Here is a 26,005-nt window from a genome sequence, read left to right on the forward strand (position 1 = left end):
AGGAGAGCCCGGCCGCAAGGCCGGGCTCTTCGCTTTCGGGGCCCCGCCCATCGACGTGCGCCGCAAGGCGGGTTATGGGCTCCTCATGTCCGCTCCCCTGCGAAATCCCGCGCCCGTGCTGCGCTTCGCCCCGTCGCCCACCGGCCTGATCCATGTGGGCAATGCCCGCACCGCGCTCCTCAATGCGCTGATCGCCCGCCGCGCTGGCGGCACGTTCATCCTGCGCTTCGACGACACGGACGCCGCCCGCTCCCGGGCCGAATATGCGGACGCCATCGCCGCCGACCTCGCCTGGCTCGGCATTGCGCCGGATGTCACCGTGCGCCAGTCGGACCGGCTCGCGGACTATGCGGCGGCGGCGGAGCGGCTGAAGGCCATGGGCCGCCTTTATCCCGCCTACGAGACTGAGGAGGAGCTGGACCTCAAGCGCGGCCTCCAGCGCGCCCGCGGCCTGCCCCCGGTCTATGACCGCGCCGCCCTCGCGCTCTCGCCCGAAGACCGCGCCCGGCTGGAGGCCGAGGGCCGCCGCCCGCACTGGCGGTTCCGGCTCGACCATCGCGTGGTGGCGTGGGACGACGGCGTGCGCGGCCAGCAGCAGGTGGACACCAGCACCCTCTCGGACCCCGTGCTGGTGCGCGCCGACGGCAGCTTCCTCTATACGCTCCCCTCGGTGGTGGACGATCTGGCGCTGGGCGTCACGCAGGTGATCCGGGGCGAAGACCACGTGACCAACACGGCGGTGCAGATCGAGATCTTCGAGGCGCTGGGCGGCCCGGTGCCCGGCTTCGCCCACCACAATCTGCTGACCCTTCCGTCCGGCGAAGGCCTCTCCAAGCGGCTCGGCCACCTCTCCTTGGGGGCGTTGCGCGAGGCGGGGCAGGAGGCGCTGGCGGTGGCCGCGCTCTCGGTGCTGGTGGGCACCTCTCATGCGGTGGAGCCGGTGGACAGCCTCGATGCGCTGGCGGCGATGTTGGACCTTGCCGCCATCTCCCGCGCGCCCGCCCGCTTTGATCCGGCGGACCTCGATGCGCTGACCGCCCGCACCCTGCACCTCATGCCCTTCGCCGCCGCCGCCGCGCGGCTTCAGGCGGCGGGCATCGGCGCCGGGGCGGCGTTCTGGATGGCGGTGCGCGCGAACCTCTCCCGGTTTGAGGATGCGCGGGGCTGGTGGGAGATCGTCGCCACGCCGCAGGCGGGCGTCATCGCGGACGCGGATCGCGCCTTCCTCGCCGAGGCCGCCGGCCTGCTGCCGGCCGAGCCGTGGGACGGCACCACATGGAAGGTGTGGACGGGGGCAGTGAAGGCGGCTACGGGGCGTTCCGGCCGGGGCCTCTTCCACCCGCTGCGCCTCGCCCTCACCGGCCGCGAGACCGGGCCCGAACTCGCCGCTTTGTTGCCGCTGATGGGCCGGGCGCGGGCGGAGCGACGGCTGAGGGGCGACGTGGGGTAGCACGCCGGCGTGACGAAACCGCCGTCATGCCCGGCCTTGTGCCGGGCATCCACGTCGGGCCGATGGTGTAGCGGTCTGAAAGCTATCCCCAGCCGCTCCACGTGGATGCCCGGGACGAGCCCGGGCATGACGATGCATCGAAATGGAGGGGATCGCTCCCGTCCCCTGACGCCGTGCTGGGCACCCGGGTCGAGGGCGCCAAAGTCGGGACAGCGCCGCCCTCAGTTCAGCGGCACCGTCACGAACTCCTGCTTGCCCTCGCCGTCGGAGACAAGGAACAGGGCGGAGCGCTTGCCGGCCTTGCGCAGGGCGTCGATCTGCTTCTCCACGTCGGCGGGGCTCGCCACCGCTTCCTGCCCCACCTGCACGATGACCTGACCCGCCTTCAGCCCCTTGTCGGAGGCGGGGGACGAACGGTCCACGTCGGTGATGACCACGCCGGAAATCTCGCTCTTGATCTTGAAGCGCTTGCGCAGGTCGTCGCTCATGGCGGAGAGCTCGATGCCGAGCGCCTTCTTCGGCGGCACCTTCTGCGCCTCGGGGGCGGGCTTCGAGGCCTCCGGCTTGTCGTCCTCGGGCATGCGGGCGACCTTGACGCGCAGGGTCTCCTCCTTGCCCTTGCGGATCACCACCACCTCCACCTCGCTGTCGGCCATGGTGTCCGCCACCGTGCGGGTGAGGTCGCGCACTTCCTTGACGTCGCGGCCGTTGAACTTAACGATCACGTCGCCGGCCTTGATGCCGCCCTGGGCGGCCGGGCTGTTCTCCGTCACCACGCCGATGAGCGCGCCGCGCGGCTTGCCGAGGCCGAGGCTCTCGGCGATGTCCTCGGTGACGGGCTGGATGCGCACGCCGATCCAGCCGCGCCGCACTTCCTTGAACTGCTCGATCTGGGCGATCACCGGCTGCGCGGTGGCCGAGGGCACGGCGAAGCCGATGCCGATGGAGCCGCCCGAGGGGGAGATGATGGCGGTGTTGATGCCGATCACCTCGCCATTCATGTTGAACAGCGGGCCGCCGGAATTGCCCCGGTTGATGGCCGCATCCGTCTGGATGAAGTTGTCGTAGGGGCCGGAATTGATGTCGCGGTTGCGGGCGGAGACGACGCCCACCGTCAGCGTGCCGCCGAGGCCGAACGGGTTGCCGATGGCCATCACCCAGTCGCCCACGCGCAGCTTCTCGCTGTCACCGAACTTCACCGCCACGAGAGGCTTGGGCGGGTTTACCTTGAGCAAGGCGAGGTCGGTCTTGGTGTCGCGCCCGACCACCTCGGCCTTCAGCTTCGAGCCGTCGTTGAAATTGGCGAAGATCTCGTCGGCATCCGAGATGACGTGGTTGTTGGTGACGATGAAGCCGGACGGATCGATGACGAAGCCGGAGCCCAGCGAGGAGACGCGGCGCGAGCGCTGCTCGCTGCCATCCTCTGGGCGGCGCTTGAAGAATTCGTCGAAGAAATCCTCGTAGGGCGAGCCCGGCGGCAGTTGCGGGGCGGGCACCGAGCGGGAAGGGGCGACGTTCTGCGAGGTGGAGATGTTCACCACCGCGTCCATCACCTTCTCGGCCACGTCCGCCACCGTATCCGGCCCCTTGCCGGGCGCGGCATGGAGCGGCGCGCTGCCGATGCCGGTGAAGGCCACCGCCGCCGCCAGCAGCAGCGCGGGCAGCCGGGACCGGCCGGGAAGGAGACGGGAAGGCACGAACGGTGCAGGCATGGCTGTCCTCGAGATCATTCCCAGAGGCTGCGACGCCAGCGCTCCGGGCGCAAGCCCCGCGATGCTCACGATCCGGCGGGGGAGGGCGCACAGTCAGGGACGATTGCGGCAATCTCACCGCCGGCAGCCTGCGACAGGGGCCGCCATGCCGCCCGTGGTCGTTCCCCGTTCAGTTGCCGGGCGTCCGCGTACCTCACCGTTCGTCATCCCCCGGCTTGTTCGGGGGATCCACCGCGCCGCGTGAGTGCTCCCGGCAAGCGGGCCCACCTGCGGCCCGAACGTGGATCGCCCGGACGAGCCGGGCGATCACGCGGATGGATGGATTGGAAAACGGGGCCGGAAAGCCCCGCCTTCAGAAGCTGCGCACCAGAAACACCACCAGCACCCCCAGCGCGCCGACGCCGAGGCCGGCGAGGCGCATGGGGGTTTCCGGCGCGTGGAGGACCGCCCGCATGGCCTTGCGCCACGCCCCCGGAAAGGCGGCGAGGCACAGGCCCTCGATGGCCAGCATGAGGCCGAGGGCGGCCAGGAGGTCCTTCATGCCGCCTGCCGGGCCGGTCAGTTGCCGGCCGCCGGCAGGGCGACGGGCGCGCCTGCCGCGGACACTCCGGTGGGGCTCTGGAAGAAGCGGAAGAAGTTCGAATCCGGCGCCAGCAGCATGCGGGTGTCGGACGACTTCATGCTCGCCTCATAGGCCTGCATGGAGCGGTAGAAGGCGAAGAAGTCCGGATCGCGCTGGTAGGCATCGGCGAAGATGCGGTTGCGTTCCGCGTCGCCTTCGCCGCGCAGCTGCTCGCCCTTGGAGGTCGCCTCCGCCACCACGATGGTGACCTCGCGATCGGCGCGGGCACGCAGGCGCTGGGCGGCCTCGTTGCCCTGGGCGCGGATTTCCGCCGCTTCCCGCTGACGCTCGGTCTGCATGCGCTGGAACACCGCCTGGCTGTTGGCTTCCGGCAGATCGGCGCGACGGATGCGGACATCCACCACGGTGATGCCGAAGTTGGCCGCCTCGCGGTTCACCTGCTCGTTGATCTGCCGCATCAACCCTTCGCGCTGGTCGCGCACCACGCTGATGAAGGTGTTCTCGCCGAGCACCCGGCGCAGCGCCGAGTTGAGCACCGTGGAGAGGCGGGAATTGGCGCCCTGCACCGTGCCCACCGACTGGTAGAAGCGCAGCGGGTTGGTGATGCGGTAGCGCGCGAAGGCGTCCACCACGAGGCGCTTCTGGTCCGCCGCGATCACTTCCTGCTGGGGGTTTTCCAGGTCGAGGATGCGGTTGTCGATATAGACCACGCTGTCGATGAACGGCACCTTCCAGTGCAGTCCGGGCGAGGTCACGGGCGCCAGCGGCTCGCCGAGGCGCAGCACCAGCGCCTGCTGGGTCTGGCTGACGATGAAGGCGGACGAATAGACGAGGACGAGGGCGATGACGCCGAGGACGGCGAGGACGCCGCCGAAGACCGGATTTCTCATCGGGCGGCTCCCTGGGGCTGCGTGGCCGGCGCCGGGGCGCGGCGGATCGTGTCGGTCAGGGGCAGGACGGGCACGACGCCGCTGCCGCCCTGTCGGGCCGCGGAGGGATCGACCAGCACCTTGTCCACGCTGCCGAGCACACGCTCCATGGTTTCGAGGTACATGCGCTGGCGCGTGACCTCCTTCGCCTTCTGGTACTCGTCATAGACCTTGAGGAAGCGGGCGGCCTGGCCGCGGGCTTCCACCACGGTCCGCTCGCGATAGGCCTGGGCCGCATTCTCGATGCGGGAGGCCTCGCCGCGGGCTTCGGGCAGCACGCGGTTGGCGTAGGTCTGCGCCTCGTTCTGGGCGCGTTCGGCGTCGGCGCGGGCGGCCTGCACGTCGCGGAAGGCGTCGATGACCTGGCTCGGCGGATCGACCTTCTGCATCTGCACCTGGGTGACCTGCACGCCGGCCTTGTAGCCGTTGAGCACCTGCTGCATCAGCTCCTGCACGCCGGTCTCGATGCCCTGCCGGGCGCCGGTGAGGATGGGCTGGATGTTGGTGCGGCCGATGACCTCGCGCATGGCGCTCTCGGCCACGGCCTTGATGGTGCCCTCGGGGTTCTGAACGTTGAACAGGTATTCCTCGGCGTTGTTGATGACCCAGAACACCGAGAAGTCCACGTCGACGATGTTCTCGTCGCCGGTGAGCATCAGGCTTTCCTCGGCCACGTCGGTGGTCCGGGTGCCGTTGCGGCGGGGGTCTTCGCTCACCCGCATGCCGATGTCGATGCGGTTGACGAACGTCACCTTGGGGGTGAGCACGGTCTCGACGGGATAGGGCCAGTGATAGTTGAGGCCCGGCTGGGTGATGCCGACGAACTTGCCGAAGCGCAGCACCACGCCCTGCTCGTCGGGCAGCACGCGATAGAAGCCGGAGAGGAACCAGCCGGCCACCACGAGCGCGATGACGAGGATGATGCCGTTGGTCCCGAAGGATCCGGGCATGATGGAGCGCAGGCGGTCCTGGCTGCGGCGGATCAGGTCTTCAAGGTCTGGCGGCGTCGGTCCCGATGAAGAGGGTCCCGAACCCCAGGGACCCCGCGGCCCATTACCCCATGGGCCGCCACTCTGATTCTTCCACGACATCCGTCGTCTCCCGTGGGCGGTGCCGCCACCGGCACCCGCGTCGCTGATCCTGCCACCGGCGCGGATGCGGACTGGCCGCACGCTAGCACGCCGCCCGCAGCGGGTCGCCCGAGGCAAACGACTCCGCTGGGGAGCACATCTGCCGGACAAACCCGTTCGGCGGGAAGGACCTGGACGTGGCACGCCGCGTCAGGCCTGCCCCGCCGGGCCAGGTGGTTATAGGAAACCGTGCACCGCCTTTCAACGCGATGCGCGGTCAGCTCAGTCCGCAGATAAGGTTGACCTCGCGCTTACGCAACGGGAGGGCTGGAGACCTGGAGACGTTCTCCTGCGGCCTGGGCGCGCGCCTGGGTGGCGGCGCCGCGATAATGGTCGAGCACGAACAGGCGGATGGCGGAGGAGAGATTCCCCTGCGAACGGCCGGAATCGATGGTCGCCACGAGATCGGACAGGGTAAGCCGGCGGCCGCTCGCAATCTCCTTCAGAGCCTCCCAGAAGGCATCCTCGAGACTGACGCTGGTCTTGTGCCCGGCAATGACGATGGATCTTTTAACCACGGGGCTTTTCATGTTCATCCCTCTCGGTCAGGGCGTGGCCCTCAAGGTGGCGCTCTTGCCGCGCGTGCTCGTCCGCTTGTTGCTGACGCTCAGCCTTGGTCCGACCGAATCGGATCCGATTCTGGCTGGCTGCCGCATCAGCCGCCTGACGGGCCCGCGCCTTGCGCGCCCGGTGAAGATTGACCACGTCGCCCAACGCTTGCCTCACCTTGCCGTCGGATTCCTCCGCGCCGACGGCAGATGATCTTCTGTACGGCCGGCGTCACGCGTCAGGCCACTTAGCCCGCAGAGGAATTTTACCTCATTGAGCACGGTCAAGATATGGCTAAATTCCAAGGAGGTAACATCCCTCCGCTACCTCTCTGGAACTATTTTAGGGTGGAGGTCCGCCTCCCCCAGCGGGCGTGAGCTGTGCTAAGAGCCGCGCGCCCGCGTCTTAAGGAAAGGCCCGCCATGACCACCCGCACAGAGACCGACACATTCGGTCCCATCGAGGTTGAATCCGACCGCTACTGGGGCGCGCAGGCGCAGCGCTCGCTCGGCAACTTCAAGATCGGCTGGGAGAAGCAGCCGCTGCCGGTGGTGCGCGCCCTCGGCATCGTCAAGCGCGCCGCGGCGGAAGTGAACCGCGATCTCGGCCGCCTCGATCCCAAGCTCGCCGACGCCATCGTCGCCGCCGCCCAGGAAGTGATCGAGGGCAAGCTCGACGCCCACTTCCCGCTGGCCGTCTGGCAGACCGGCTCCGGCACCCAGTCCAACATGAATGCCAACGAGGTGATCTCGAACCGGGCCATCGAGATGCTCGGCGGGGAGATGGGCTCCAAGAAGCCCGTGCATCCCAACGATCACGTCAATATGAGCCAGTCGTCCAACGACACCTACCCCACCGCCATGCACATCGCCTGCGCGGAGGAGATCGTCCACCGCCTGCTGCCGGCGCTGAAGCACCTGCACGGCGCGCTCGCCGCCAAGTCGGCCGAGTGGAAGGACATCATCAAGATCGGCCGCACCCACACCCAGGATGCGACGCCCCTGACGCTGGGCCAGGAATTCTCCGGCTACACCCAGCAGGTCGAGAACGGCATCAAGCGCATCGAGATGACCCTGCCGGCCCTCATGGAGCTGGCGCAGGGGGGCACCGCGGTGGGCACCGGCCTCAACGCCCCGGTCGGCTTCGCCGAGAAGGTGGCGGCGCAGATCGCCGGCATCACCGGCCTGCCCTTCACCTCGGCGCCCAACAAGTTCGAGGCGCTCGCCGCCCACGACGCCATGGTGTTCTCGCACAGCGCCATCAACACGGTGGCGGCCTCCCTGTTCAAGATCGCCAACGACATCCGCCTGCTCGGCTCGGGCCCGCGCTCCGGCCTCGGCGAGCTGTCGCTGCCGGAGAACGAGCCCGGCTCCTCCATCATGCCGGGCAAGGTGAACCCCACCCAGTGCGAGGCGCTGACCCAGGTCTGCGTGCAGATCTTCGGCAACAACGCCGCGCTCACCTTCGCCGGCAGCCAGGGCCATTTCGAGCTCAACGTCTACAATCCGGTGATGGCCTACAACTTCCTCCAGTCGGTGCGCCTGATGGCCGATGCGGCCATCAGCTTCACCGACAATTGCGTGGTCGGCATCGAGGCCCGCGAGGACAACATCAAGGCGGCGCTGGAGCGTTCGCTGATGCTCGTCACCGCGCTCGCCCCGAAGATCGGCTACGACAACGCCGCCAAGATCGCCAAGACCGCGCACAAGAAGGGCACGACCCTGCGCGAGGAGGCCGTGGGCGGCGGCTATGTGACCAATGAGGAATTCGACGCGGTGGTGCGGCCGGAGAAGATGATCTCTCCCGGCTGATCGATTCCCGGTCGTTGAAGCTTGGCGGCGGCACCCGGCACGGGTTGCCGCCGCCTTCGTTTTCGGGCCTGCTCCAGCCGTCGCGCAGGCAGGGCAGGGAATCGAATGGCGGACCTCACCGAGATCGACATCGCGGCGCTCAACCCCACCCAGCTGACGCTGGGCTTGCAGGAGGTGGAGCGGCGGGCCGCGCAGATGCGCAAGCTCTCCCGCCGCGAGCTGAGGACGCTGAAGGAGAGCCGGCCGGTGCCCTACGTGGTGGGGCCGAAGCGCCGGCTCTACATCATCGACCATCACCATCTGTGCCGGGCTCTGCTCGCCGTGGGCGACGAGACCGTGCTGCTGGGCGAGGCGCGGGCCGACTGGTCCAGCCTCGACCTCAAGGCCTTCTGGCATCGCATGGAGACCGAGGGCCTGTGCTGGCCCATCGACGTGGACGGCAACCGCCGCCCCTGCCTGAAGATCCCTGGCCATGTGAGCGAGCTCACCGACAACCCCTGGCGCACGCTCGCCCGCGGCGTGCGCGGGAAGGCCTATGCCAACGAGGACACGCCGTTCCAGGAATTCATGTGGGGCAATTACTACCGCTCCTTCATGACCACGCGGCTGCTGGAGACCGATATCGCGCTGGCCGAGAAGCTGGCCGTGAAGGTGTCGCTGCTGGACGAGGCGCAGGATCTGCCGGGGTATCTGGGCAAGGCGTGAGCAGGGCATCCGGATTGTCCCGGAACCTTTCTCGACCTTTGCCGTGTTATAAGCACGCCGCTGCCGGGATGCGGCGACAGGGGAGGGGCCACCATGTCCATCGTTCTTCGTGAATTTGCCCGCCTGCGGGCGCCGCTCTTCGCCATGCTGGCCGCGCTGACGCTGGCGGGCTGCGGCATCAATGTGATTCCCACCGAGGAGGAGCGCGCCAAGGCGGCGTGGAGCGAGGTGCTGAACCAGTACCAGCGCCGCTCCGACCTCATTCCAAATCTCGTCGAGACCGTGAAGGGCTACGCCGCCCAGGAGAAGGATGTGCTGACCTCGGTGATCGAGGCGCGCGCCAAGGCCACCTCCATCAAGGTCGATGCCTCCACCGTCACCGACCCGGCGCAGTTCAAGCAGTTCCAGGATGCGCAGGCGGGCCTGTCCTCCGCGCTGGGGCGGCTGATCGCGGTGTCGGAGGCCTATCCGGACCTGAAGTCCAACGCCAACTTCCTCGCCCTGCAATCGCAGATCGAGGGCACGGAGAACCGCATTGCGGTGGCGCGGCGCGATTATATCGAGGCGGTGCGGGTCTATAACACCGAGCTGAAGACCTTCCCGGGCGCCCTGTGGGCCGCCACCCTCTATCGCGCCTACAAGCCCATGGAGACCTTCACCATCTCCGAGCAGCAGATGCAGGTGCCGAAGGTGAAGTTCAACTGAGCGGGGAGCGACGGCGATGGGCCACCAGATGGGCCGGCCGCGCGCCTTTGCGGTCCACAGACCGGTCGCGGGCTTCGCGCTCGCGCTGGCCGGCCTTCTGGCGCTGTGCCTCGCCATCGCGTCCGTAGGCGTCGCGCCCGCCTGGGCGGAACTGACCTTCCCGCCCCTCACCGGACGGGTGGTGGACGCCGCCCATGTGCTCGACCCCGGCACCCTTGCCGCGCTCGATGCCAAGCTGGCGGCGCAGGAGGCGAAGGCCACCGACCAGCTGGTCGTTGCCACCGTCCCCTCGCTGCAGGGCACCTCCATCGAGGATTACGCCAACCGCCTGTTCCGCACCTGGCAGATCGGGCAGGCGAAGAAGAACAATGGCGTGCTCCTCCTCGTCGCCCCCGCGGAGCGCAAGGTGCGCATCGAGGTGGGCTACGGCCTCGAAGGCATCCTCACCGACGCGGTGTCGGCCACCATCATCCGCAACGCCATCGTGCCCGCCTTCAAGTCCGGCGACATGGCGGCGGGCATCGTGAAGGGCACGGACGCCATCCTCGAAATCCTGAACCTCGACCCGGACGAGGCGAAGGCGCGGGCGAAACAGCTGGAATCCTCCGACTGGACCGAGGAGGAGGTGGACAACCTCATCTTCTTCGCGGTGATGGTCATCTTCATGGGCTTCATCATCTGGCGCGTCATGCGCGGCGGTGGGCCGGGCGGCCCTGCAGCCCGCAGGCGGCGCGGCGGCGCGGTGGCTGGCGGTCCGATCTCGTGGGAATGGGGCAGCGGCTCCGGCTGGTCCGGCGGTTCCTCCGGCGGGGGCTGGTCGGGCGGCGGCGGCTCCTCCGGTGGCGGCGGCGCGTCTGGGGATTGGTAGGCCCGCCCTTGCGATTTTACCGCGCACCTGCAAACTTCGGGCGCGCCAGTGCAGGGGAGGGGCTCGCGTGAACCAGCAATCCGCCACGACGACCACCACCCAGGATGCGGGCCGCTACGGCCTGCCGCAGCACGCGCTCCAGCGCATCGCCGAGGCGGTGACGCTGGCCGAGGGGAAGACATCGGCCGAGATCCGCGTGGTGGTGACGCGGGCGCCGCTGGTGCAGCACCCCTTCTTCTCCATCCTGTGGGCCTCGCTGGCGGCGCTGGTGCTGCCGTGGCTCATCGTCCTGGCCTATCCCATGCCGGCGCTCTCGGCGCTGGCGCTGCAAGCCACGCTGTTCGTCATTCTCGCCGCCGCGCTCCTCATGCCCGGAATGGCCGAGAAGGCGGTGCCCCGCCTCGCGCTCAAGGCGGCCGCCCGCAACGCGGCCATCGAGACCTTCCTGAGCTACGGCATCCCGCAGACCAAGGGCCGCACCGGCATCCTCATCTTCGCCGCCGCGCGCGAGCGCCTGGTGGAGGTGGTGGCGGACGATGCCGCGCACGGCCCGCTGGGCGCCGCCGCGTGGCGCGACATCTGCGATGCGGTGGCCGCCCGCGCCCGGCAGGGGAGCCTCGCCGAAGGGCTGGTCGCCGGCGTCGAGAAGGCCGGCGACCTCCTCGCCGGCCCCCTCCCGCGCAAGCCCGACGACCGCAACGAGATGCCCAATCACGTGGTGGTGCTGTAACAGCGGCGCCCTCGTCGGTTGTTTTATTTCTCGACGCTCTTTTTGGTTGTATTGTCCGGCCTGGCCGCCTTGAGGTGGTGGGGGAGGACATCATGCTGGTTACAGTCAATCCAGTGGACGCCAAGGGTCAGCGCTACAGCATCACGCTGGAGAAGACGGCGGGCGACAAGGGCTTCATCCGCATCGATCCCGATGGGCCCAAGGACGTGACCATCATCAAGCTCTACGACCTGAGGGCCAGCGGGCCTGCCGCCATTCTCTGCCGGGGTGATGTGTCGGGTCCCGACGTCACCGTCGCCTGCCGCCTGCTGCCCGCAGGGACGGACACGCCGCCGAAGCTCCATGTGGAGATCAGCGGCAGCCTCTTCGGGCTGTATGACGGCGTCTACGACTACGCGGTGACGCCGGAAGAGCTTGAGAGCACGCTCGCCTTTCTCAAGGCCGCCGCCTTTCCGCCGGTCCCGGCCAACGTCTGAAAGGGAAGCCCCGGCCCCGAGGCGCTTAGCCGAAGGTCGTGCGGCATGGCCGATTGAGGGGCCCGCGAGCGCCTTTCCATCGGCCGCGCCGCAGCATAGATTGCGCGCCCGAGCCTTCGGGGCTCATCCAAGGCAAAGGGCTTCTTCTCATGACCAAACCCGCCGTTCGCGTCGCAGTCACGGGCGCCGCCGGTCAGATTTGCTATTCTCTCCTTTTCCGCATCGCCAACGGCGACCTGTTCGGCAAGGATCAGCCGGTCATCCTCCAGCTTCTCGACCTCCCGCAGGCGCAGGGTGCCGTGAAGGGCGTGGTGATGGAGATCGAGGATTGCGCCTTCCCGAATTTCGCGGGCGTGGTCATCACCGATGATCCCAAGGTCGCCTTCAAGGACATCGACGCCGCGATTCTCGTGGGCGCCCGTCCCCGCTCGAAGGGCATGGAGCGCTCCGACCTCCTCTCCGCCAACGCCGAGATCTTCAAGGTCCAGGGCAAGGCGCTGAACGAGGTGGCCAAGCGCGACGTGAAGGTGCTGGTGGTCGGCAACCCGGCCAACACCAACGCCTACATCACCGCCAAGAGCGCCCCGGACCTGCCGGCCCGCAACATCACCGCCATGCTCCGCCTCGACCACAACCGCGCGCTGTCGCAGTTCGCGGCCAAGGCCGGCGTCGAGAGCAAGGACATCGAGAAGGTGGCGGTGTGGGGCAACCACTCCCCGACCATGTATGCCGACTACCGCTTCGCCACCGTGAAGGGCAAGCCGCTGCCGGAGCTCATCAACGACGAGACCTGGTATCGCGAGACCCTGCTGCCGACCGTCGGCAAGCGCGGCGCCGCCATCATCGAGGCCCGTGGCCTGTCGTCCGCGGCCTCCGCGGCCAATGCCGCCATCGACCACATGCATGACTGGATCCACGGCACCGCCGGCAAGTGGGTGTCCATGGGCGTGGCCTCCGATGGCTCCTACGGCGTGCCCGAGGGCATCGTTTTCGGCATGCCTGCCATCTGCACCGCGGGCGAGTACGAAGTGGTCCAGGGCCTGCCCATGGACGACTTCTCCAAGACCCAGTTCGACAAGACCCTCAAGGAGCTGCTGGAAGAGCGCGACGGCGTCGCCGCCCTCCTGGCCTGATTCCTTTCAGATCGCCCCCTCCCGCGCCGCGGGCGGGGGCATTTGTTAAAAAAACATGAATTGCCGGCAGGGTGGCGGCGATTTATGACGGCGGTCACGGCTTCGTAAGCCTCAAAGCCGCGTAATTACGGGAAAGTCGGCGCGTTCCTTATTGACGTTCGGCGACTCTCCGGTTAGAAGCAGCCCACTTTCGCGGCAGGCGGTCGGCGTCTGAGTGATTGTTCCCTTCGAAATCAGCGCTTCCAAGTGCTTGAAGGGCCAATCTTGAAGCCGAAACGCTGCCAGGAACAGCACTGCGATAACTTCAGGTGCATGATCGCGGCGCCGGCCGGGAAAAAAGCCCCGGTATAGCGCGTTGTGATCCTCTGTCGCGAGAAAGGCGTGTCTGCCCCCTTTTGGGCGGTGGACGGCGCCTTTCGTGTTCGTTGGTGCGAAGGGAATTCAGGCCCTTTCGGGGCCAGTCGTGGCGATCCTTCAAAAGGGTCGTCGAAATGAAGGAATGCGGCCGAGGCCGCAGATCAGGACGAGGCGAAGGCGTACATGCCGACGATCAACCAGCTGATCCGTAAGCCGCGCGAAGCGCAGAAGGCGCGCGACAAGGCGCCGGCGCTCCAGGCGAGCCCGCAGAAGCGCGGTGTTTGCACGCGCGTTTACACGACGACCCCGAAGAAGCCGAACTCGGCTCTTCGTAAGGTCGCCAAGGTGCGGCTCACCAACAGCTACGAAGTGATCGGCTACATCCCCGGTGAAGGTCACAACCTTCAGGAGCACTCCGTGGTGATGATCCGTGGCGGCCGCGTGAAGGATCTTCCCGGCGTGCGCTACCACATCCTGCGTGGCGTGCTGGATACCCAGGGCGTGAAGAACCGCAAGCAGCGCCGTTCGAAGTACGGCGCGAAGCGGCCGAAGTGATAGTGAGGATCTGAACGATGTCCCGTCGTCACAAGGCCGAGCGCCGCGAAGTCATCCCGGACGCCAAGTATGGCTCCACCACCCTGTCGCGCTTCATGAATTCCGTCATGCGCGACGGCAAGAAGTCGGTCGCCGAAGGCATCGTCTACGGCGCTCTCGACGTGGTTGAGGCCAAGGCGAAGCACGATCCGGTCGAGGTCTTCATCCAGGCGCTCGAGAACGTTGCTCCCGCGGTGGAAGTTCGCTCCCGCCGCGTCGGTGGCGCGACCTACCAGGTTCCGGTCGAGGTGCGCACCGAGCGTCGCCAGACCCTCGCGATCCGCTGGCTCATCGCCTCGGCCCGCGCCCGCAACGAGAAGACCATGGTGGAGCGTCTCTCCGCCGAGCTGCTCGATGCTGCCAACAATCGCGGCTCCGCCGTGAAGAAGCGCGAAGACACGCACCGGATGGCCGAAGCCAACCGCGCGTTCTCGCATTACCGCTGGTGATCGGAGAGGACTGAGCGATGCCCCGTACTCACGCGATCGAGGACTACCGCAACTTCGGCATCATGGCCCACATTGATGCCGGCAAGACCACGACCACCGAGCGGATCCTCTATTACACCGGCAAGAGCCACAAGATCGGTGAAGTCCATGATGGCGCTGCCACCATGGACTGGATGACCCAGGAGCAGGAACGCGGCATCACCATCACGTCTGCCGCGACGACCGCTATCTGGCAGGGCAAGCGCCTGAACATCATCGACACCCCCGGGCACGTGGACTTCACCATCGAGGTGGAGCGTTCGCTCCGCGTGCTCGACGGCGCCGTGTGCGTGCTGGACGGCAACCAGGGCGTCGAGCCGCAGACCGAGACCGTGTGGCGCCAGGCAGACAAGTACAACGTGCCGCGCGTCGTGTTCGTCAACAAGATGGACAAGATCGGCGCCGACTTCTACCGCTGCGTCGAGATGATCGTGGACCGAGTCGCCGGCAACCCGGTGTGCTGCCAGCTCCCGATCGGTTCCGAGAGCAACTTCAAGGGTATCATCGACCTCGTCCGCATGAAGGCGGTCGTGTGGGAAGATGAAGCCCTCGGCGCGAAGTACCATGACGAGGAGATCCCCGCGGATCTCGCCGACAAGGCCGCCGAATACCGCAACAAGCTGGTGGAAGCCGCCGTCGAGCTCGACGACGACGCCATGGCTGCCTATCTCGACGGCACCGAGCCGGACGAGGCGACCCTCAAGCGCCTGATCCGCCTCGCCGTCATCGGCCGCAAGTTCAATCCCGTGTTCTGCGGCTCTGCCTTCAAGAACAAGGGCGTGCAGCCCCTGCTCGACGCGGTGGTGGACTATCTGCCGTCGCCGATCGATCGCGGCGCGATCAAGGGCATCGACTTCAAGACCGAGGAAGACACCGTGCGTCTTCCCTCGGACGACGAGCCGACCTCCGTCCTCGCGTTCAAGATCATGGACGACCCGTTCGTCGGCACCATCACCTTCTGCCGCGTCTACGCCGGCAAGATGGAAACCGGCATGGGCCTGCTCAACTCCACCCGCGACAAGCGTGAGCGCGTCGGCCGGATGCTGCTGATGCACGCCAACAACCGGGAAGACATCAAGGAAGCCTATGCGGGCGACATCGTCGCCCTCGCCGGCCTCAAGGATGTGCGCACGGGTGATACCCTCTGCGATCCGGCCAAGGCCGTGATCCTGGAGAAGATGGAATTCCCCGAGCCGGTCATCGAGATCGCGATCGAGCCGAAGTCCAAGGCCGACCAGGAGAAGCTGGGCATCGCCCTGTCGAAGCTGGCTGCCGAGGATCCGTCCTTCCGCGTGTCGACCGACTTCGAGAGCGGCCAGACCATCCTCAAGGGGATGGGCGAACTGCACCTCGACATCAAGGTCGACATCCTGAAGCGCACCTACAAGGTGGACGCCAACATCGGCGCTCCGCAGGTCGCCTATCGTGAGACCCTCACGAAGAAGACCGAGGTGGACTACACCCACAAGAAGCAGACCGGTGGTACCGGCCAGTTCGCGCGGGTGAAGTTCACGGTGGAGCCGAACGAGGCCGGCAAGGGCTTCGCCTTCGAGAGCGCCATCGTCGGTGGCGCGGTGCCGAAGGAGTACATCCCGGGCGTCCAGAAGGGCCTCGAGAGCGTGCTTGGCGCCGGCGTGCTGGCGGGCTTCCCGGTGGTGGACGTCAAGGTGACGCTCACCGACGGCGCGTTCCACGAAGTGGACTCGTCGGCCCTGGCGTTCGAGATCGCGTCCCGCGCGGCGTTCCGTGAGGCCCTGCAGAAGGGCACCTCGGTGCTGCTGGAGCCGATCATGAAGGTCGAGGTGGTGACCCCGGAAGACTACACCGGCTCGGTCATCGGCGACCTGAATTCCCGTCGTGGCCAGATCCAGGGCCAGGACATGCGTGGCAATGCGAACGTCATCAACGCGATGGTGCCGCTGGCCAACATGTTCGGCTACGTGAACACCCTGCGCTCCTTCAGCCAGGGCCGCGCCACGTTCACCATGCAGTTCGACCACTACGAGCAGGTGCCGTCGAACGTCGCTCAGGAGGTCCAGGCCAAATACGCTTGAGCGTAGAGGCCTGAACCCCACCTCACCCTTTCGGATCCCGCCAGCGAGACCCAACGGAGAGTCCCATGGCCAAAGAGAAGTTCAACCGCTCGAAGCCGCACTGCAACATCGGCACGATCGGTCACGTTGATCACGGCAAGACGTCGCTGACGGCAGCGATCACGAAGATCCTTGCGGAGTCTGGCGGCGCGACGTTCACGGCGTACGACCAGATCGACAAGGCGCCGGAAGAGAAGGCGCGCGGCATCACGATCTCGACCGCTCACGTTGAGTACGAGACCAACAACCGCCACTACGCGCACGTCGACTGCCCCGGGCACGCCGACTATGTGAAGAACATGATCACCGGCGCGGCGCAGATGGACGGCGCGATCCTGGTGGTTTCGGCCGCCGACGGCCCGATGCCGCAGACCCGCGAGCACATTCTGCTCGCCCGTCAGGTCGGCGTTCCGGCGCTGGTGGTGTTCCTGAACAAGTGCGACATGGTCGACGATCCGGAGCTCCTGGAGCTCGTGGAGATGGAGGTGCGCGAGCTCCTCTCGAAGTACGACTTCCCCGGCGATGATATCCCGATCATCCGCGGCTCGGCGCTGGTTGCGCTGGAGAACGGCGATCCGGAGCTGGGCAAGAACGCGGTGCTGAAGCTGATGGAGGCGGTCGACGCCTACATCCCGCAGCCCGAGCGTCCCATCGACCTGCCGTTCCTGATGCCCATCGAGGACGTGTTCTCGATCTCCGGCCGCGGCACCGTGGTGACCGGCCGTGTCGAGCGCGGCATCATCAAGGTCGGCGAGGAAGTCGAGATCGTCGGCATCCGCCCGACCGTGAAGACGACCGTGACCGGCGTCGAGATGTTCCGCAAGCTGCTCGACCAGGGCCAGGCTGGCGACAACGTCGGCATCCTGCTGCGCGGCACCAAGCGCGAGGACGTGGAGCGTGGCCAGGTCGTGTGCAAGCCGGGTTCGGTGAAGCCGCACACCAAGTTCAAGGCCGAGGCCTACATCCTGACGAAGGAAGAGGGTGGTCGTCACACCCCTTTCTTCACCAACTACCGCCCGCAGTTCTACTTCCGCACGACGGACGTGACCGGCGTGTGCACGCTGCCCGAAGGCACCGAGATGGTGATGCCGGGCGACAACGTGTCGATGGACGTGCACCTGATCGTTCCGATCGCCATGGAGGAGAAGCTGCGCTTCGCCATCCGTGAAGGCGGCCGCACCGTCGGCGCCGGCGTCGTCGCTGCCATCATCGAGTGATCAACAAGAACGAAACGCGCTGCGCACCGGCGTGCGCGTTTCCTCTTCCTGGAGCCAATTGAGCCATGAACGGCCAGAACATTCGAATTCGCCTGAAGGCGTTCGATCACCGCATCCTCGATGCGTCGACGCGCGAGATCGTCGCCACGGCCAAGCGCACGGGCGCGCAGGTGCGCGGCCCGATCCCGCTGCCCACGCGGATCGAGAAGTTCACCGTCAACCGTTCGCCTCACATCGACAAGAAGTCGCGTGAGCAGTTCGAGATGCGCACCCACAAGCGCCTGCTCGATATCGTCGATCCGACGCCCCAGACGGTGGACGCGCTGATGAAGCTCGACCTCGCCGCCGGCGTTGACGTCGAAATCAAGCTCTGACGTGGTGCGAGGAGACACGACCATGCGGTCAGGCGTCATCGCACAGAAGGTCGGCATGACCCGCATCTTCACCGATGCTGGCGAGCACGTGCCGGTCACTGTGCTGAAGGTTGAGAGCTGCCAGGTGGTTGCCCACCGCACGCTCGACAAGAATGGCTACGTTGCGGTCCAGCTTGGTGCTGGCCGTCGCAAGCCTAAGAACGTGACCCGCGCCGAGCGCGGCCACTTCGCCGTGGCTCAGGTCGAGCCCAAGCGGAAGATGGCCGAGTTCCGCGTGCCGGAAGACGGGCTCATCCCCGTCGGTGCCGAGATCACCGCTGACCACTTCGTCGTGGGCCAGTATGTGGACGTCACCGGCACCACCATCGGCAAGGGTTTCGCCGGCGGCATGAAGCGCCACAACTTCGGTGGTCTTCGCGCGACGCACGGCGTCTCCATCTCGCATCGTTCGATCGGTTCGACCGGCGGCCGTCAGGACCCCGGCAAGACCTTCAAGAACAAGAAGATGCCCGGCCACATGGGTGACGTCACCGTCACCACCCAGAACCTGAAGGTCGTGATGACCGACGTCGAGCGCGGCCTCATCGCCGTCGAAGGCGCCGTTCCCGGCCACGCGGGTGGCTGGATCACCGTTCGCGACGCCGTGAAGAAGAGGTTGCCCGCCGAGGCCCCCAAGCCCGGCGCGTTCAAGCTCGGCAACGGTTCGGACGCGGCCCCCGCCGCCGAAGCCGCCAATGAGGAGGGCGCGTGATGGAACTCACCGTCAAGACGCTCGACGGCTCCGAAGCCGGCTCCGTGACCCTGTCGGACGCGATCTTCGGCCTCGAGCCGCGCGCCGACATCCTGCACCGTTGCGTCACCTGGCAGCTCTCGCGCCGCCAGGCCGGCACGCACCGCACCAAGGGTCGTTCGGAAATCAACCGCACGTCCAAGAAGCTGTACAAGCAGAAGGGCACCGGCAACGCCCGTCACGGCGCCGCGTCCGCTCCGCAGTTCCGCGGCGGCGGTCGTGCCTTCGGCCCGGTGGTGCGTTCGCACGCCATCGACCTGCCGAAGAAGGTCCGTGCCCTCGCGCTGAAGCATGCGCTCTCGTCGAAGGCGAAGGCCGAGCAGATCATCGTGCTCGACACCGCCAACCTCGCCGATCCCAAGACCAAGGCGCTCAAGGAGCGGCTTGAGAAGCTCGGCATCTCGTCCGTGCTGTTCGTGGACGGCGCCCAGGTGGAGCAGAACATCGCGCTCGCGGCGCGCAACCTGCCCTACGTGGACGTGCTGCCCATCCAGGGCATCAACGTCTATGACATCCTGCGCCGCGACACCCTGGTCCTGACCAAGGCCGCCGTGGATGCGCTGGAGGCGCGCTTCAAATGAGCTCGCGCAATATCGAACCGCGTCATTACGACGTGATCGTCTCGCCCGTCATCACCGAGAAGGCGACGACCGCGAGCGAGCAGAACAAGGTTGTCTTCAACGTCGCGAAGACTGCCACCAAGCCTTCCATCAAGGAGGCCGTGGAGAAGCTTTTCGACGTGAAGGTGAAGAGCGTGAATACGCTGGTCCGCAAGGGCAAGACGAAGATCTTCAAGGGCCGCAAGGGCGTCCAGAGCGACGTCAAGAAGGCGGTCGTGACCCTCGAAGAGGGCCAGAAGATCGACATCACCACGGGCCTCTGAGAGCCGAGGGGAACGGAATAAGACCATGGCGCTGAAGCATTTCAAGCCGGTCACGCCGAGCCTTCGCCAGCTCGTGATCGTGGACCGCTCCGGCCTCTACAAGGGCAAGCCGGTCAAGACCCTGACCGAGGGCAAGAGCTCCTCGGGCGGACGCAACAACAATGGCCGCATCACCGTCCGCTTCCGCGGCGGCGGCCACAAGCAGACCTACCGTCTGGTCGACTTCAAGCGCCTCAAGCGCGGGATGCCGGCGACGGTGGAGCGGCTGGAATACGATCCGAACCGCACCTCGTTCATCGCCCTCCTCAAGTACGAGGACGGTGAGCTGGCCTACATCCTGGCGCCGCAGCGCCTGGCCGTGGGCGATCAGGTGATCGCCGGCGACAGCGTGGACGTGAAGCCCGGCAATGCCGGCCCGCTGTCCTCGCTCCCGGTGGGCACGATCGTGCACAACGTCGAGCTGAAGATCGGCAAGGGTGGCCAGATCGCCCGCTCCGCCGGCACCTACGCGCAGATCGTGGGTCGCGACGAGGGCTACGTGATCGTGCGCCTGAACTCCGGCGAGCAGCGCCTCGTGCACGGTGCGTGCTACGCCACCGTGGGCGCGGTCTCCAACCCGGACCACATGAACATCTCGCTGGGCAAGGCGGGTCGCAGCCGCTGGCTCGGGCGGATGCCGCATAACCGCGGTGTCGTCATGAACCCGGTCGATCACCCGCACGGCGGCGGCGAAGGCCGTACCTCGGGCGGCCGTCATCCGGTCACGCCCTGGGGTATCCCGACCAAGGGCAAGAAGACCCGCAGCAACAAGGCGACGGACAAGTTCATCGTGTCCAGCCGCCACAAGCGCAAGAAGTGAGGGCCTGAGCTATGTCTCGCTCTGTCTGGAAGGGCCCGTTCGTCGACGGCTACATGCTGAAGAAGGCGGAAGCTGCCGCGGGCTCGGGCCGCCGCGATGTGATCAAGATCTGGAGCCGGCGCTCCACCATTCTGCCCCAGTTCGTGGGCTTAACCTTCGGCGTCTACAACGGTCACAAGCACGTGCCCGTGAATGTCACCGAGGACATGATCGGCCAGAAGTTCGGCGAGTTCGCTCCGACGCGGACTTACTACGGGCACGCGGCCGACAAGAAGTCGAAGCGGCGGTGATCGGTCATGGGTAAGCAGGCAAAGCCCCGCGCGCTCGCGGACAACGAAGCCAAGGCGGTGGCGCGCAACCTGCGCGTCTCGCCCCAGAAGCTCAACCTGGTCGCGGGCCTGATCCGCGGCAAGAAGGTGGCGACGGCGCTCGCCGATCTCGAGTTCTCTCACAAGCGGATCGCCCGCGACGTGAAGAAGTGCCTCGAGAGCGCGATCGCCAACGCCGAGAACAACCACGAGCTGGATGTCGACGATCTCATCGTCGCCGAGGCCCACGTGGGCAAGGGACTGGTCATGAAGCGGTTCTCGCCGCGGGCGCGCGGTCGCGCCTCGCGCATCGAGAAGCCCTTTGCCCACATCACCATCGTGGTGCGGGAAGTCGAGGAGCGGGCCTGATGGGTCAAAAGGTCAATCCGGTCGGGCTCCGGCTCGGCATCAACCGCACGTGGGACAGCCGCTGGTTCGCCAACAAGGGCGAATACGGCAAGCTGCTCCACGAGGACATCAAGATCCGCGAGATGCTGATGAAGCAGCTCAAGCAGGCGGCGGTGTCCAAGGTGGTGATCGAGCGCCCGCACAAGAAGTGCCGCGTGACCATCTACTCGGGTCGTCCGGGCGTGGTCATCGGCAAGAAGGGCGCGGACATCGACAAGCTGCGCAAGAAGGTCTCCGAGATGACCAACTCGGAAGTCTTCATCAACATCGTCGAGATCCGGAAGCCGGAAATCGACGCGCGCCTTGTCGCCGAGTCCATCGCCCAGCAGCTGGAGCGCCGCGTGGCCTTCCGGCGCGCCATGAAGCGCGCCGTGCAGTCCGCCATGCGCCTCGGCGCGGAGGGCATCCGCATCAATTGCTCGGGCCGTCTCGGCGGCGCTGAGATCGCGCGCCTCGAATGGTACCGCGAAGGCCGCGTTCCGCTGCACACCCTGCGTGCGGACGTGGACTACGGCACCGCCACCGCCTTCACCACCTACGGCACCTGCGGTGTCAAGGTGTGGGTGTTCAAGGGCGAGATCCTCGAGCACGACCCCATGGCGCAGGACAAGCGCCAGGCCGAACAGGAAGCTGGTCCGTCGTCGCGTCCCCAGCGTCGCGAGCGCGGTGACCGCGATCGTGGCGACCGCGGCGACCGCGGCTCCCGGGCTTGACGGCCGGCTAGAGAGAAGGCGATCAAGCCATGCTGCAACCCAAGCGCACCAAGTTCCGCAAGCAGTTCAAGGGACGCATTCACGGCGTTGCCAAGGGCGGCACGGAATTGAACTTCGGCGAGTTCGGCCTCAAGGCCGTCGAGCCGGAGCGCGTGACTGCCCGCCAGATCGAGGCGGCCCGCCGCGCGCTCACCCGCCACATGAAGCGCGCCGGACGCGTCTGGATCCGGGTGTTCCCCGACGTCCCGGTGTCGGCCAAGCCCACGGAAGTCCGTATGGGCAAGGGCAAGGGCGCGCCCGAGTATTGGGCGGCCCGCGTCAAGCCGGGCCGTATCATGTTCGAGATCGATGGGGTAAGCGTCGAGCTCGCTCGCGAGGCGCTGACCCTCGCGGCGGCCAAGCTGCCCATCAAGACGCGCTTCATCCAGCGCATCGCCGAGTGAGGAGAGGCTCATGAAAGCCGAGGACGTTCGGGCCCTCAGCCCCGATCAGCTCGCTGATGAGCTGCTGAAGCTGAAGAAGGAGCAGTTCAACCTGCGCTTCCAGAAGGCGACAGGCCAGCTCGAGAATACCGCGCGGTCCAAGCAGATCCGCCGCGACATCGCGCGGATCAAGACCGTGCAGACCGACAAGCGCACCGGTTCGCCGGTGCAGAAGGCGAAGTGAGGAAGCGATGCCGAAGCGCGTGCTCCAGGGCGTCGTGGTGAGCGACAAGACTGACAAGACCGTGGTGGTCCGGGTGGAGCGGCGCTTCACCCACCCGCTGCTCAAGAAGACCGTGCGGCGGTCCAAGAAGTATCATGCCCACGATGAGGCCAATAACTGGCACGTGGGCGATACGGTGTGGATCGAGGAGCACCGTCCGATCTCGAAGCTGAAGAACTGGATCGTGATCCAGGGCGAAAAGCGCGCCGAGGTCTGATAAGAGAGTTTCCCGTCCGGATGGATCGTCCGGCCGGGAGGGCTCCGGTGCCGGGTCCGTCGATCGTCCCAAGGGGGGATCGAGTGGAGACCGCACCGCGGCAACACCGTGTTCCGATGAGCGGGCACGGCGAACAAGGGTTGAGGCAATGCCGGTGCGCCGGCGGCGCTGGATGACGAGAACAGGTGCGTCATGATCCAGATGCAGACCAATCTCGACGTGGCGGACAATTCCGGCGCCCGTCGCGTCATGTGCATCAAGGTACTTGGCGGCTCGAAGCGGAAGTATGCCCACGTCGGCGACATCATCGTGGTGTCCGTCAAGGAGGCGATCCCGCGCGGCCGCGTGAAGAAGGGCGACGTGATGAAGGCCGTGGTGGTTCGCACCGCCAAGGACATCCGTCGCGTGGACGGCTCGGTCATCCGCTTCGACAAGAACGCGGCCGTGCTGATCAACAACAACAAGGAGCCGGTGGGCACCCGCATCTTCGGACCGGTTCCGCGCGAGCTGCGCTCCAAGAACCACATGAAGATCATCTCGCTGGCGCCGGAGGTGCTGTGATGGCCGCGAAGATCAAGAAGGGCGACAAGGTCGTCGTCCTCGCCGGCCGCGACAAGGGCCGCACCGGCGAGGTCATTCAGGTGATGCCGAAGGACGAGAAGGCTCTCGTGCGCGGCGTGAATATCGTGAAGCGTCACCAGCGCCAGTCGGCGAACCAGGAAGGCGGGATCATCTCCAAGGAGGCTCCCATCCACCTGTCGAACGTCGCCATTGCCGACCCCAAGGACGGCAAGCCGACCCGCGTCGGCTTCGAGGTGCTGGATGACGGACGCAAGGTCCGCGTGGCCAAGCGTTCCGGGGAGAGGATCGATGGCTGAGGCGACCTACAACGCGCGGCTGCGCACCTTCTATGAAGAGGTGGTGCGGCCGAAGATGATCGAGCAGTTCGGCTACAAGAACCCCATGGAAGTGCCGGTCATCGACAAGATCGTCATCAACATGGGCGTGGGCGAAGCCACCGCCGACACCAAGAAGGTGACGACCGCCGCTGCGGACCTCGCCCAGATCGCCGGCCAGAAGCCGGTCATCACCCGGGCCCGCAAGGCGATCTCGAACTTCAAGCTGCGCGAGAACCAGCCGGTCGGCGCGAAGGTCACCCTTCGCAAGACCCGCATGTACGAGTTCATGGACCGCCTCGTGACCGTGGCTCTGCCCCGCGTCCGCGACTTCCGCGGCCTGAACCCGAAGAGCTTCGACGGCCGCGGCAACTATGCCATGGGCGTGAAGGAGCACATCGTGTTCCCCGAGATCAACTACGACCGCGTCGAGCAGATCTGGGGCATGGACATCATCGTGTGCACCACGGCGAAGACCGATGAGGAAGCCCGCGCGCTTCTGAAGGCCTTCAACTTCCCCTTCCGCCAGTGAGCGGGTATGAGAGGCGCTTCGCTCGAAGCGCCTCTTCGGTTCCGGCTCATGGCCGGGGCCGGACGACGAGACGAGTGAGGATGTGATTTTCCGGCCGTGAGGGGCTCAGGTCGAGCTGCTCAGACGCGGAGAACAGGAGCTTAAGATGGCGAAGAAAAGCGCGATCGAGACGAACGAGCGCCGCCGCAAGCTGGCCACTGGCCAGGCGGCGAAGCGCGCGCGTCTGAAGGCGATCGTGAATGACAAGACCCTGCCGATCGAGGAGCGCTTCCAGGCGACCCTCAAGCTGGCGGAAATGCCGCGCAACGGCGCGAAGATCCGGATCCGCAACCGCTGCGAGGTGACTGGCCGTCCGCGTGCCTTCTACCGCAAGCTCAAGATGAGCCGTATCGCGCTGCGCGAGCTGGGTAACCAGGGCATGGTTCCTGGCCTCGTGAAGTCGAGCTGGTGAGGAGGGAACGATGGCTGTAACTGATCCCATCGGCGATCTGATCACCCGCATCCGCAACGCCCAGATGCGCCGCAAGGACAAGACCTCGACCCCCGGCTCGCGTCTGCGCGCCTCGGTCCTCGATGTCCTGCGCGACGAGGGCTACATCCGCGGCTACACCTCGACCGATCACGGCAATGGCCGGACCGAGTTCGAGATCGAGCTGAAGTATTTCGACGGAACGCCGGTGATCCGCGAGATCTCCCGCGTGTCGAAGCCCGGCCGTCGCGTCTATGCGGCGGTCAAGAACCTTCCCCGCGTCGCCAACGGTCTCGGCATCGCCGTCGTCTCCACGCCCCAGGGCGTGATGGCCGACCACGAAGCCCGCGACAAGAACGTCGGCGGCGAAGTGCTCTTCACCGTGTTCTGACGACGGAGGACAAGATGTCGAAGATCGGCAAGCTGCCCGTCGCCATTCCGGCCGGCGTCACCGCCAGCCTGGACGGACAGACGGTGAAGGTAAAGGGCCCCAAGGGCGCCCTGGAAGTGATCCTGGTGGAAGAGATCGCCGCCAAGATCGAGGGCTCGGAAATCAAGCTCTCGATGAACGGCGAGACCTCCCGTCACAAGGCCATGTGGGGCATGTCCCGCACGCTGGTCTCCAACCTGGTCGAAGGCGTGACCAAGGGCTTCGAGAAGAAGCTCGAGATCACCGGCGTCGGCTACAAGGCGGCGGTGCAGGGCAAGAACCTGAACCTCTCGCTCGGCTACAGCCACGACGTGATCTACGCGATCCCCGAGGGCATCCAGATCGTCACCCCCAAGCCCACCGAAGTGGTGGTCACGGGCATCGACCGCCAGAAGGTCGGCCAGGTGGCGGCGGAGATCCGCGAGTTCCGTGGCCCCGAGCCCTACAAGGGCAAGGGCGTCAAGTATGCCGGCGAATTCATCTTCCGCAAGGAAGGCAAGAAGAAGTGACGGAGGCGAACCATGGCTAAGGATTTGGAGGCGCAGGCGCGCCGCAAGGCCAAGGTGCGCCGTGCGATCCGCGTTGCTGCGAACGGGCGTCCGCGCCTGTCGGTGCACCGGACCTCGCAGCACATCTATGCGCAGGTCATCGACGATGCGAAAGGCGAGACTCTCGCCGCCGCGTCGAGCCTTGAGAAGGACCTGCGCGGGTCGCTGAAGACCGGTGCGGACACCGAGGCCGCCAAGACGATCGGCAAGCTTGTTGCCGAGCGGGCGATGGCCAAGGGCGTGACTGCGGTCGTCTTCGATCGTGGCGCATACATCTATCATGGGCGCGTCAAGGCGCTCGCTGAGGGCGCCCGCGAAGGCGGCCTTCAGTTCTGACGCAAGG

36 protein-coding genes are annotated in these 26,005 nt (G+C 66.6%); 30 read left to right on the top strand and 6 right to left on the bottom strand.

Features of this window, described 5'->3' with window-relative positions:
- The first annotated feature begins 85 nt into the window (after positions 1-85).
- Entirely contained in the window at positions 86-1,450 is a 1,365-nt protein-coding gene (locus tag V5F74_RS12300) for a glutamate--tRNA ligase (RefSeq protein ID WP_394008335.1), read from the top strand.
- Between the two features lie 221 nt (positions 1,451-1,671).
- Here V5F74_RS12300 and V5F74_RS12305 read toward each other — a convergent pair whose 3' ends face one another.
- From V5F74_RS12305 to V5F74_RS12330, 6 genes are all read right to left on the bottom strand, one after another.
- Positions 1,672-3,162, bottom strand: coding sequence for a DegQ family serine endoprotease (locus V5F74_RS12305; protein WP_374253539.1), 1,491 nt, complete (start codon positions 3,160-3,162; stop codon positions 1,672-1,674).
- 352 nt (positions 3,163-3,514) lie between these two features.
- A complete protein-coding gene (locus tag V5F74_RS12310; protein WP_024278426.1) occupies positions 3,515-3,703 on the bottom strand; it encodes a DUF2065 domain-containing protein in 189 nt (62 codons plus the stop codon).
- A gap of 17 nt (positions 3,704-3,720) precedes the next feature.
- Positions 3,721-4,635, bottom strand: coding sequence for a protease modulator HflC (gene hflC, locus V5F74_RS12315; RefSeq protein WP_029558966.1), 915 nt, complete (start codon positions 4,633-4,635; stop codon positions 3,721-3,723).
- Positions 4,632-5,765: an FtsH protease activity modulator HflK gene (hflK, locus tag V5F74_RS12320; protein ID WP_029558965.1), complete on the bottom strand. Its 1,134-nt coding sequence runs from the start codon at positions 5,763-5,765 to the stop codon at positions 4,632-4,634. Before hflK ends, hflC begins: the two co-directional genes overlap by 4 nt.
- 290 nt (positions 5,766-6,055) lie before the next feature.
- Complete coding sequence (locus V5F74_RS12325; protein WP_024278429.1) at positions 6,056-6,334, bottom strand: ribbon-helix-helix domain-containing protein; 279 nt, start codon at positions 6,332-6,334, stop codon at positions 6,056-6,058.
- On the bottom strand, positions 6,315-6,530 hold the full coding sequence (locus tag V5F74_RS12330) for a DUF4169 family protein (protein ID WP_309298293.1): 216 nt from the start codon (positions 6,528-6,530) through the stop codon (positions 6,315-6,317). The genes V5F74_RS12325 and V5F74_RS12330 overlap by 20 nt, the downstream gene beginning before the upstream one ends.
- Before the next feature lie 245 nt (positions 6,531-6,775).
- Between V5F74_RS12330 and fumC the strand changes: the two genes are divergently transcribed.
- The 29 genes from fumC (at position 6,776) to rplR (ending at position 25,998) form a co-directional block, all read left to right on the top strand.
- Positions 6,776-8,164 (top strand): class II fumarate hydratase, encoded by a 1,389-nt coding sequence (gene fumC / locus V5F74_RS12335; RefSeq protein WP_029558964.1) that lies wholly within the window; start codon positions 6,776-6,778, stop codon positions 8,162-8,164.
- Between the two features lie 105 nt (positions 8,165-8,269).
- Complete coding sequence (locus V5F74_RS12340; RefSeq protein WP_024278432.1) at positions 8,270-8,869, top strand: ParB-like protein; 600 nt, start codon at positions 8,270-8,272, stop codon at positions 8,867-8,869.
- Between the two features lie 93 nt (positions 8,870-8,962).
- Positions 8,963-9,574 (top strand): LemA family protein, encoded by a 612-nt coding sequence (locus V5F74_RS12345; protein WP_024278433.1) that lies wholly within the window; start codon positions 8,963-8,965, stop codon positions 9,572-9,574.
- A gap of 28 nt (positions 9,575-9,602) precedes the next feature.
- Positions 9,603-10,442 (top strand): TPM domain-containing protein, encoded by an 840-nt coding sequence (locus V5F74_RS12350; RefSeq protein ID WP_394008904.1) that lies wholly within the window; start codon positions 9,603-9,605, stop codon positions 10,440-10,442.
- Positions 10,443-10,509: 67 nt separating this feature from the next.
- Positions 10,510-11,172, top strand: a complete 663-nt coding sequence (locus V5F74_RS12355; RefSeq protein ID WP_394008340.1) for a TPM domain-containing protein — start codon at positions 10,510-10,512, stop codon at positions 11,170-11,172.
- A 92-nt stretch (positions 11,173-11,264) separates the two neighbouring features.
- On the top strand, positions 11,265-11,648 hold the full coding sequence (locus V5F74_RS12360) for a hypothetical protein (RefSeq protein ID WP_156026415.1): 384 nt from the start codon (positions 11,265-11,267) through the stop codon (positions 11,646-11,648).
- A 149-nt stretch (positions 11,649-11,797) separates the two neighbouring features.
- Entirely contained in the window at positions 11,798-12,781 is a 984-nt protein-coding gene (locus V5F74_RS12365; RefSeq protein WP_394008342.1) for a malate dehydrogenase, read from the top strand.
- 540 nt (positions 12,782-13,321) lie between these two features.
- Positions 13,322-13,693: a 30S ribosomal protein S12 gene (gene rpsL, locus V5F74_RS12370; protein WP_012113697.1), complete on the top strand. Its 372-nt coding sequence runs from the start codon at positions 13,322-13,324 to the stop codon at positions 13,691-13,693.
- 17 nt (positions 13,694-13,710) lie between these two features.
- Entirely contained in the window at positions 13,711-14,181 is a 471-nt protein-coding gene (gene rpsG / locus V5F74_RS12375; RefSeq protein ID WP_024278437.1) for a 30S ribosomal protein S7, read from the top strand.
- 17 nt (positions 14,182-14,198) lie between these two features.
- Complete coding sequence (gene fusA, locus V5F74_RS12380) at positions 14,199-16,274, top strand: elongation factor G (RefSeq protein WP_024278438.1); 2,076 nt, start codon at positions 14,199-14,201, stop codon at positions 16,272-16,274.
- 65 nt (positions 16,275-16,339) lie between these two features.
- Positions 16,340-17,530, top strand: coding sequence for an elongation factor Tu (gene tuf / locus V5F74_RS12385; RefSeq protein ID WP_029557786.1), 1,191 nt, complete (start codon positions 16,340-16,342; stop codon positions 17,528-17,530).
- 65 nt (positions 17,531-17,595) lie between these two features.
- Positions 17,596-17,904: a 30S ribosomal protein S10 gene (gene rpsJ, locus V5F74_RS12390; protein WP_012113701.1), complete on the top strand. Its 309-nt coding sequence runs from the start codon at positions 17,596-17,598 to the stop codon at positions 17,902-17,904.
- Between the two features lie 22 nt (positions 17,905-17,926).
- Positions 17,927-18,655 (top strand): 50S ribosomal protein L3, encoded by a 729-nt coding sequence (gene rplC / locus V5F74_RS12395; protein ID WP_024278440.1) that lies wholly within the window; start codon positions 17,927-17,929, stop codon positions 18,653-18,655.
- Positions 18,655-19,275, top strand: a complete 621-nt coding sequence (rplD, locus tag V5F74_RS12400; RefSeq protein ID WP_024278441.1) for a 50S ribosomal protein L4 — start codon at positions 18,655-18,657, stop codon at positions 19,273-19,275. Before rplC ends, rplD begins: the two co-directional genes overlap by 1 nt.
- On the top strand, positions 19,272-19,577 hold the full coding sequence (locus tag V5F74_RS12405; protein WP_024278442.1) for a 50S ribosomal protein L23: 306 nt from the start codon (positions 19,272-19,274) through the stop codon (positions 19,575-19,577). Before rplD ends, V5F74_RS12405 begins: the two co-directional genes overlap by 4 nt.
- 25 nt (positions 19,578-19,602) lie before the next feature.
- Positions 19,603-20,436: a 50S ribosomal protein L2 gene (gene rplB, locus V5F74_RS12410; protein ID WP_029558960.1), complete on the top strand. Its 834-nt coding sequence runs from the start codon at positions 19,603-19,605 to the stop codon at positions 20,434-20,436.
- 11 nt (positions 20,437-20,447) lie between these two features.
- Positions 20,448-20,726 carry a 30S ribosomal protein S19 gene (rpsS, locus tag V5F74_RS12415; RefSeq protein ID WP_024278444.1) on the top strand — a complete coding sequence of 93 codons (279 nt, stop codon included), beginning with the start codon at positions 20,448-20,450 and terminating at the stop codon, positions 20,724-20,726.
- Between the two features lie 6 nt (positions 20,727-20,732).
- Positions 20,733-21,113, top strand: coding sequence for a 50S ribosomal protein L22 (gene rplV / locus V5F74_RS12420; protein WP_038193664.1), 381 nt, complete (start codon positions 20,733-20,735; stop codon positions 21,111-21,113).
- Positions 21,113-21,865: a 30S ribosomal protein S3 gene (rpsC, locus tag V5F74_RS12425; RefSeq protein WP_024278446.1), complete on the top strand. Its 753-nt coding sequence runs from the start codon at positions 21,113-21,115 to the stop codon at positions 21,863-21,865. The genes rplV and rpsC overlap by 1 nt, the downstream gene beginning before the upstream one ends.
- Before the next feature lie 29 nt (positions 21,866-21,894).
- On the top strand, positions 21,895-22,308 hold the full coding sequence (gene rplP, locus V5F74_RS12430; protein WP_024278447.1) for a 50S ribosomal protein L16: 414 nt from the start codon (positions 21,895-21,897) through the stop codon (positions 22,306-22,308).
- A gap of 10 nt (positions 22,309-22,318) precedes the next feature.
- Positions 22,319-22,531, top strand: a complete 213-nt coding sequence (gene rpmC / locus V5F74_RS12435) for a 50S ribosomal protein L29 (RefSeq protein WP_024278448.1) — start codon at positions 22,319-22,321, stop codon at positions 22,529-22,531.
- A gap of 7 nt (positions 22,532-22,538) precedes the next feature.
- Positions 22,539-22,787: a 30S ribosomal protein S17 gene (rpsQ, locus tag V5F74_RS12440; protein WP_024278449.1), complete on the top strand. Its 249-nt coding sequence runs from the start codon at positions 22,539-22,541 to the stop codon at positions 22,785-22,787.
- A 192-nt stretch (positions 22,788-22,979) separates the two neighbouring features.
- Positions 22,980-23,348: a 50S ribosomal protein L14 gene (gene rplN / locus V5F74_RS12445; protein ID WP_024278450.1), complete on the top strand. Its 369-nt coding sequence runs from the start codon at positions 22,980-22,982 to the stop codon at positions 23,346-23,348.
- Entirely contained in the window at positions 23,348-23,665 is a 318-nt protein-coding gene (gene rplX / locus V5F74_RS12450; RefSeq protein ID WP_029558958.1) for a 50S ribosomal protein L24, read from the top strand. Before rplN ends, rplX begins: the two co-directional genes overlap by 1 nt.
- Entirely contained in the window at positions 23,658-24,215 is a 558-nt protein-coding gene (gene rplE, locus V5F74_RS12455) for a 50S ribosomal protein L5 (protein WP_029558957.1), read from the top strand. Before rplX ends, rplE begins: the two co-directional genes overlap by 8 nt.
- A gap of 145 nt (positions 24,216-24,360) precedes the next feature.
- On the top strand, positions 24,361-24,666 hold the full coding sequence (gene rpsN, locus V5F74_RS12460; RefSeq protein ID WP_024278453.1) for a 30S ribosomal protein S14: 306 nt from the start codon (positions 24,361-24,363) through the stop codon (positions 24,664-24,666).
- A gap of 10 nt (positions 24,667-24,676) precedes the next feature.
- Positions 24,677-25,075, top strand: coding sequence for a 30S ribosomal protein S8 (gene rpsH, locus V5F74_RS12465; RefSeq protein ID WP_024278454.1), 399 nt, complete (start codon positions 24,677-24,679; stop codon positions 25,073-25,075).
- A gap of 14 nt (positions 25,076-25,089) precedes the next feature.
- A complete protein-coding gene (rplF, locus tag V5F74_RS12470) occupies positions 25,090-25,623 on the top strand; it encodes a 50S ribosomal protein L6 (RefSeq protein ID WP_024278455.1) in 534 nt (177 codons plus the stop codon).
- A 12-nt stretch (positions 25,624-25,635) separates the two neighbouring features.
- A complete protein-coding gene (rplR, locus tag V5F74_RS12475) occupies positions 25,636-25,998 on the top strand; it encodes a 50S ribosomal protein L18 (RefSeq protein WP_024278456.1) in 363 nt (120 codons plus the stop codon).
- Positions 25,999-26,005 lie beyond the last annotated feature (7 nt).

Origin of the sequence: Xanthobacter aminoxidans, assembly GCF_043193615.1 — a bacterium.
Taxonomy (GTDB): Bacteria; Pseudomonadota; Alphaproteobacteria; order Rhizobiales; family Xanthobacteraceae; genus Xanthobacter; species Xanthobacter aminoxidans.

Coding starts and splice junctions, on each gene's coding strand:
- V5F74_RS12300 (WP_394008335.1), top strand. CDS start 86: ATGTCCGCTCCCCTGCGAAATCCCGCGCCCGTGCTGCGCTTCGCCCCG.
- V5F74_RS12305 (WP_374253539.1), bottom strand. CDS start 3,162: ATGCCTGCACCGTTCGTGCCTTCCCGTCTCCTTCCCGGCCGGTCCCGG.
- V5F74_RS12310 (WP_024278426.1), bottom strand. CDS start 3,703: ATGAAGGACCTCCTGGCCGCCCTCGGCCTCATGCTGGCCATCGAGGGC.
- hflC (WP_029558966.1), bottom strand. CDS start 4,635: ATGAGAAATCCGGTCTTCGGCGGCGTCCTCGCCGTCCTCGGCGTCATC.
- hflK (WP_029558965.1), bottom strand. CDS start 5,765: ATGTCGTGGAAGAATCAGAGTGGCGGCCCATGGGGTAATGGGCCGCGG.
- V5F74_RS12325 (WP_024278429.1), bottom strand. CDS start 6,334: ATGAAAAGCCCCGTGGTTAAAAGATCCATCGTCATTGCCGGGCACAAG.
- fumC (WP_029558964.1), top strand. CDS start 6,776: ATGACCACCCGCACAGAGACCGACACATTCGGTCCCATCGAGGTTGAA.
- V5F74_RS12340 (WP_024278432.1), top strand. CDS start 8,270: ATGGCGGACCTCACCGAGATCGACATCGCGGCGCTCAACCCCACCCAG.
- V5F74_RS12345 (WP_024278433.1), top strand. CDS start 8,963: ATGTCCATCGTTCTTCGTGAATTTGCCCGCCTGCGGGCGCCGCTCTTC.
- V5F74_RS12350 (WP_394008904.1), top strand. CDS start 9,603: ATGGGCCGGCCGCGCGCCTTTGCGGTCCACAGACCGGTCGCGGGCTTC.
- V5F74_RS12360 (WP_156026415.1), top strand. CDS start 11,265: ATGCTGGTTACAGTCAATCCAGTGGACGCCAAGGGTCAGCGCTACAGC.
- V5F74_RS12365 (WP_394008342.1), top strand. CDS start 11,798: ATGACCAAACCCGCCGTTCGCGTCGCAGTCACGGGCGCCGCCGGTCAG.
- rpsL (WP_012113697.1), top strand. CDS start 13,322: ATGCCGACGATCAACCAGCTGATCCGTAAGCCGCGCGAAGCGCAGAAG.
- rpsG (WP_024278437.1), top strand. CDS start 13,711: ATGTCCCGTCGTCACAAGGCCGAGCGCCGCGAAGTCATCCCGGACGCC.
- fusA (WP_024278438.1), top strand. CDS start 14,199: ATGCCCCGTACTCACGCGATCGAGGACTACCGCAACTTCGGCATCATG.
- tuf (WP_029557786.1), top strand. CDS start 16,340: ATGGCCAAAGAGAAGTTCAACCGCTCGAAGCCGCACTGCAACATCGGC.
- rpsJ (WP_012113701.1), top strand. CDS start 17,596: ATGAACGGCCAGAACATTCGAATTCGCCTGAAGGCGTTCGATCACCGC.
- rplC (WP_024278440.1), top strand. CDS start 17,927: ATGCGGTCAGGCGTCATCGCACAGAAGGTCGGCATGACCCGCATCTTC.
- rplD (WP_024278441.1), top strand. CDS start 18,655: ATGGAACTCACCGTCAAGACGCTCGACGGCTCCGAAGCCGGCTCCGTG.
- V5F74_RS12405 (WP_024278442.1), top strand. CDS start 19,272: ATGAGCTCGCGCAATATCGAACCGCGTCATTACGACGTGATCGTCTCG.
- rplB (WP_029558960.1), top strand. CDS start 19,603: ATGGCGCTGAAGCATTTCAAGCCGGTCACGCCGAGCCTTCGCCAGCTC.
- rpsS (WP_024278444.1), top strand. CDS start 20,448: ATGTCTCGCTCTGTCTGGAAGGGCCCGTTCGTCGACGGCTACATGCTG.
- rplV (WP_038193664.1), top strand. CDS start 20,733: ATGGGTAAGCAGGCAAAGCCCCGCGCGCTCGCGGACAACGAAGCCAAG.
- rpsC (WP_024278446.1), top strand. CDS start 21,113: ATGGGTCAAAAGGTCAATCCGGTCGGGCTCCGGCTCGGCATCAACCGC.
- rplP (WP_024278447.1), top strand. CDS start 21,895: ATGCTGCAACCCAAGCGCACCAAGTTCCGCAAGCAGTTCAAGGGACGC.
- rpmC (WP_024278448.1), top strand. CDS start 22,319: ATGAAAGCCGAGGACGTTCGGGCCCTCAGCCCCGATCAGCTCGCTGAT.
- rpsQ (WP_024278449.1), top strand. CDS start 22,539: ATGCCGAAGCGCGTGCTCCAGGGCGTCGTGGTGAGCGACAAGACTGAC.
- rplN (WP_024278450.1), top strand. CDS start 22,980: ATGATCCAGATGCAGACCAATCTCGACGTGGCGGACAATTCCGGCGCC.
- rplX (WP_029558958.1), top strand. CDS start 23,348: ATGGCCGCGAAGATCAAGAAGGGCGACAAGGTCGTCGTCCTCGCCGGC.
- rplE (WP_029558957.1), top strand. CDS start 23,658: ATGGCTGAGGCGACCTACAACGCGCGGCTGCGCACCTTCTATGAAGAG.
- rpsN (WP_024278453.1), top strand. CDS start 24,361: ATGGCGAAGAAAAGCGCGATCGAGACGAACGAGCGCCGCCGCAAGCTG.
- rpsH (WP_024278454.1), top strand. CDS start 24,677: ATGGCTGTAACTGATCCCATCGGCGATCTGATCACCCGCATCCGCAAC.
- rplF (WP_024278455.1), top strand. CDS start 25,090: ATGTCGAAGATCGGCAAGCTGCCCGTCGCCATTCCGGCCGGCGTCACC.
- rplR (WP_024278456.1), top strand. CDS start 25,636: ATGGCTAAGGATTTGGAGGCGCAGGCGCGCCGCAAGGCCAAGGTGCGC.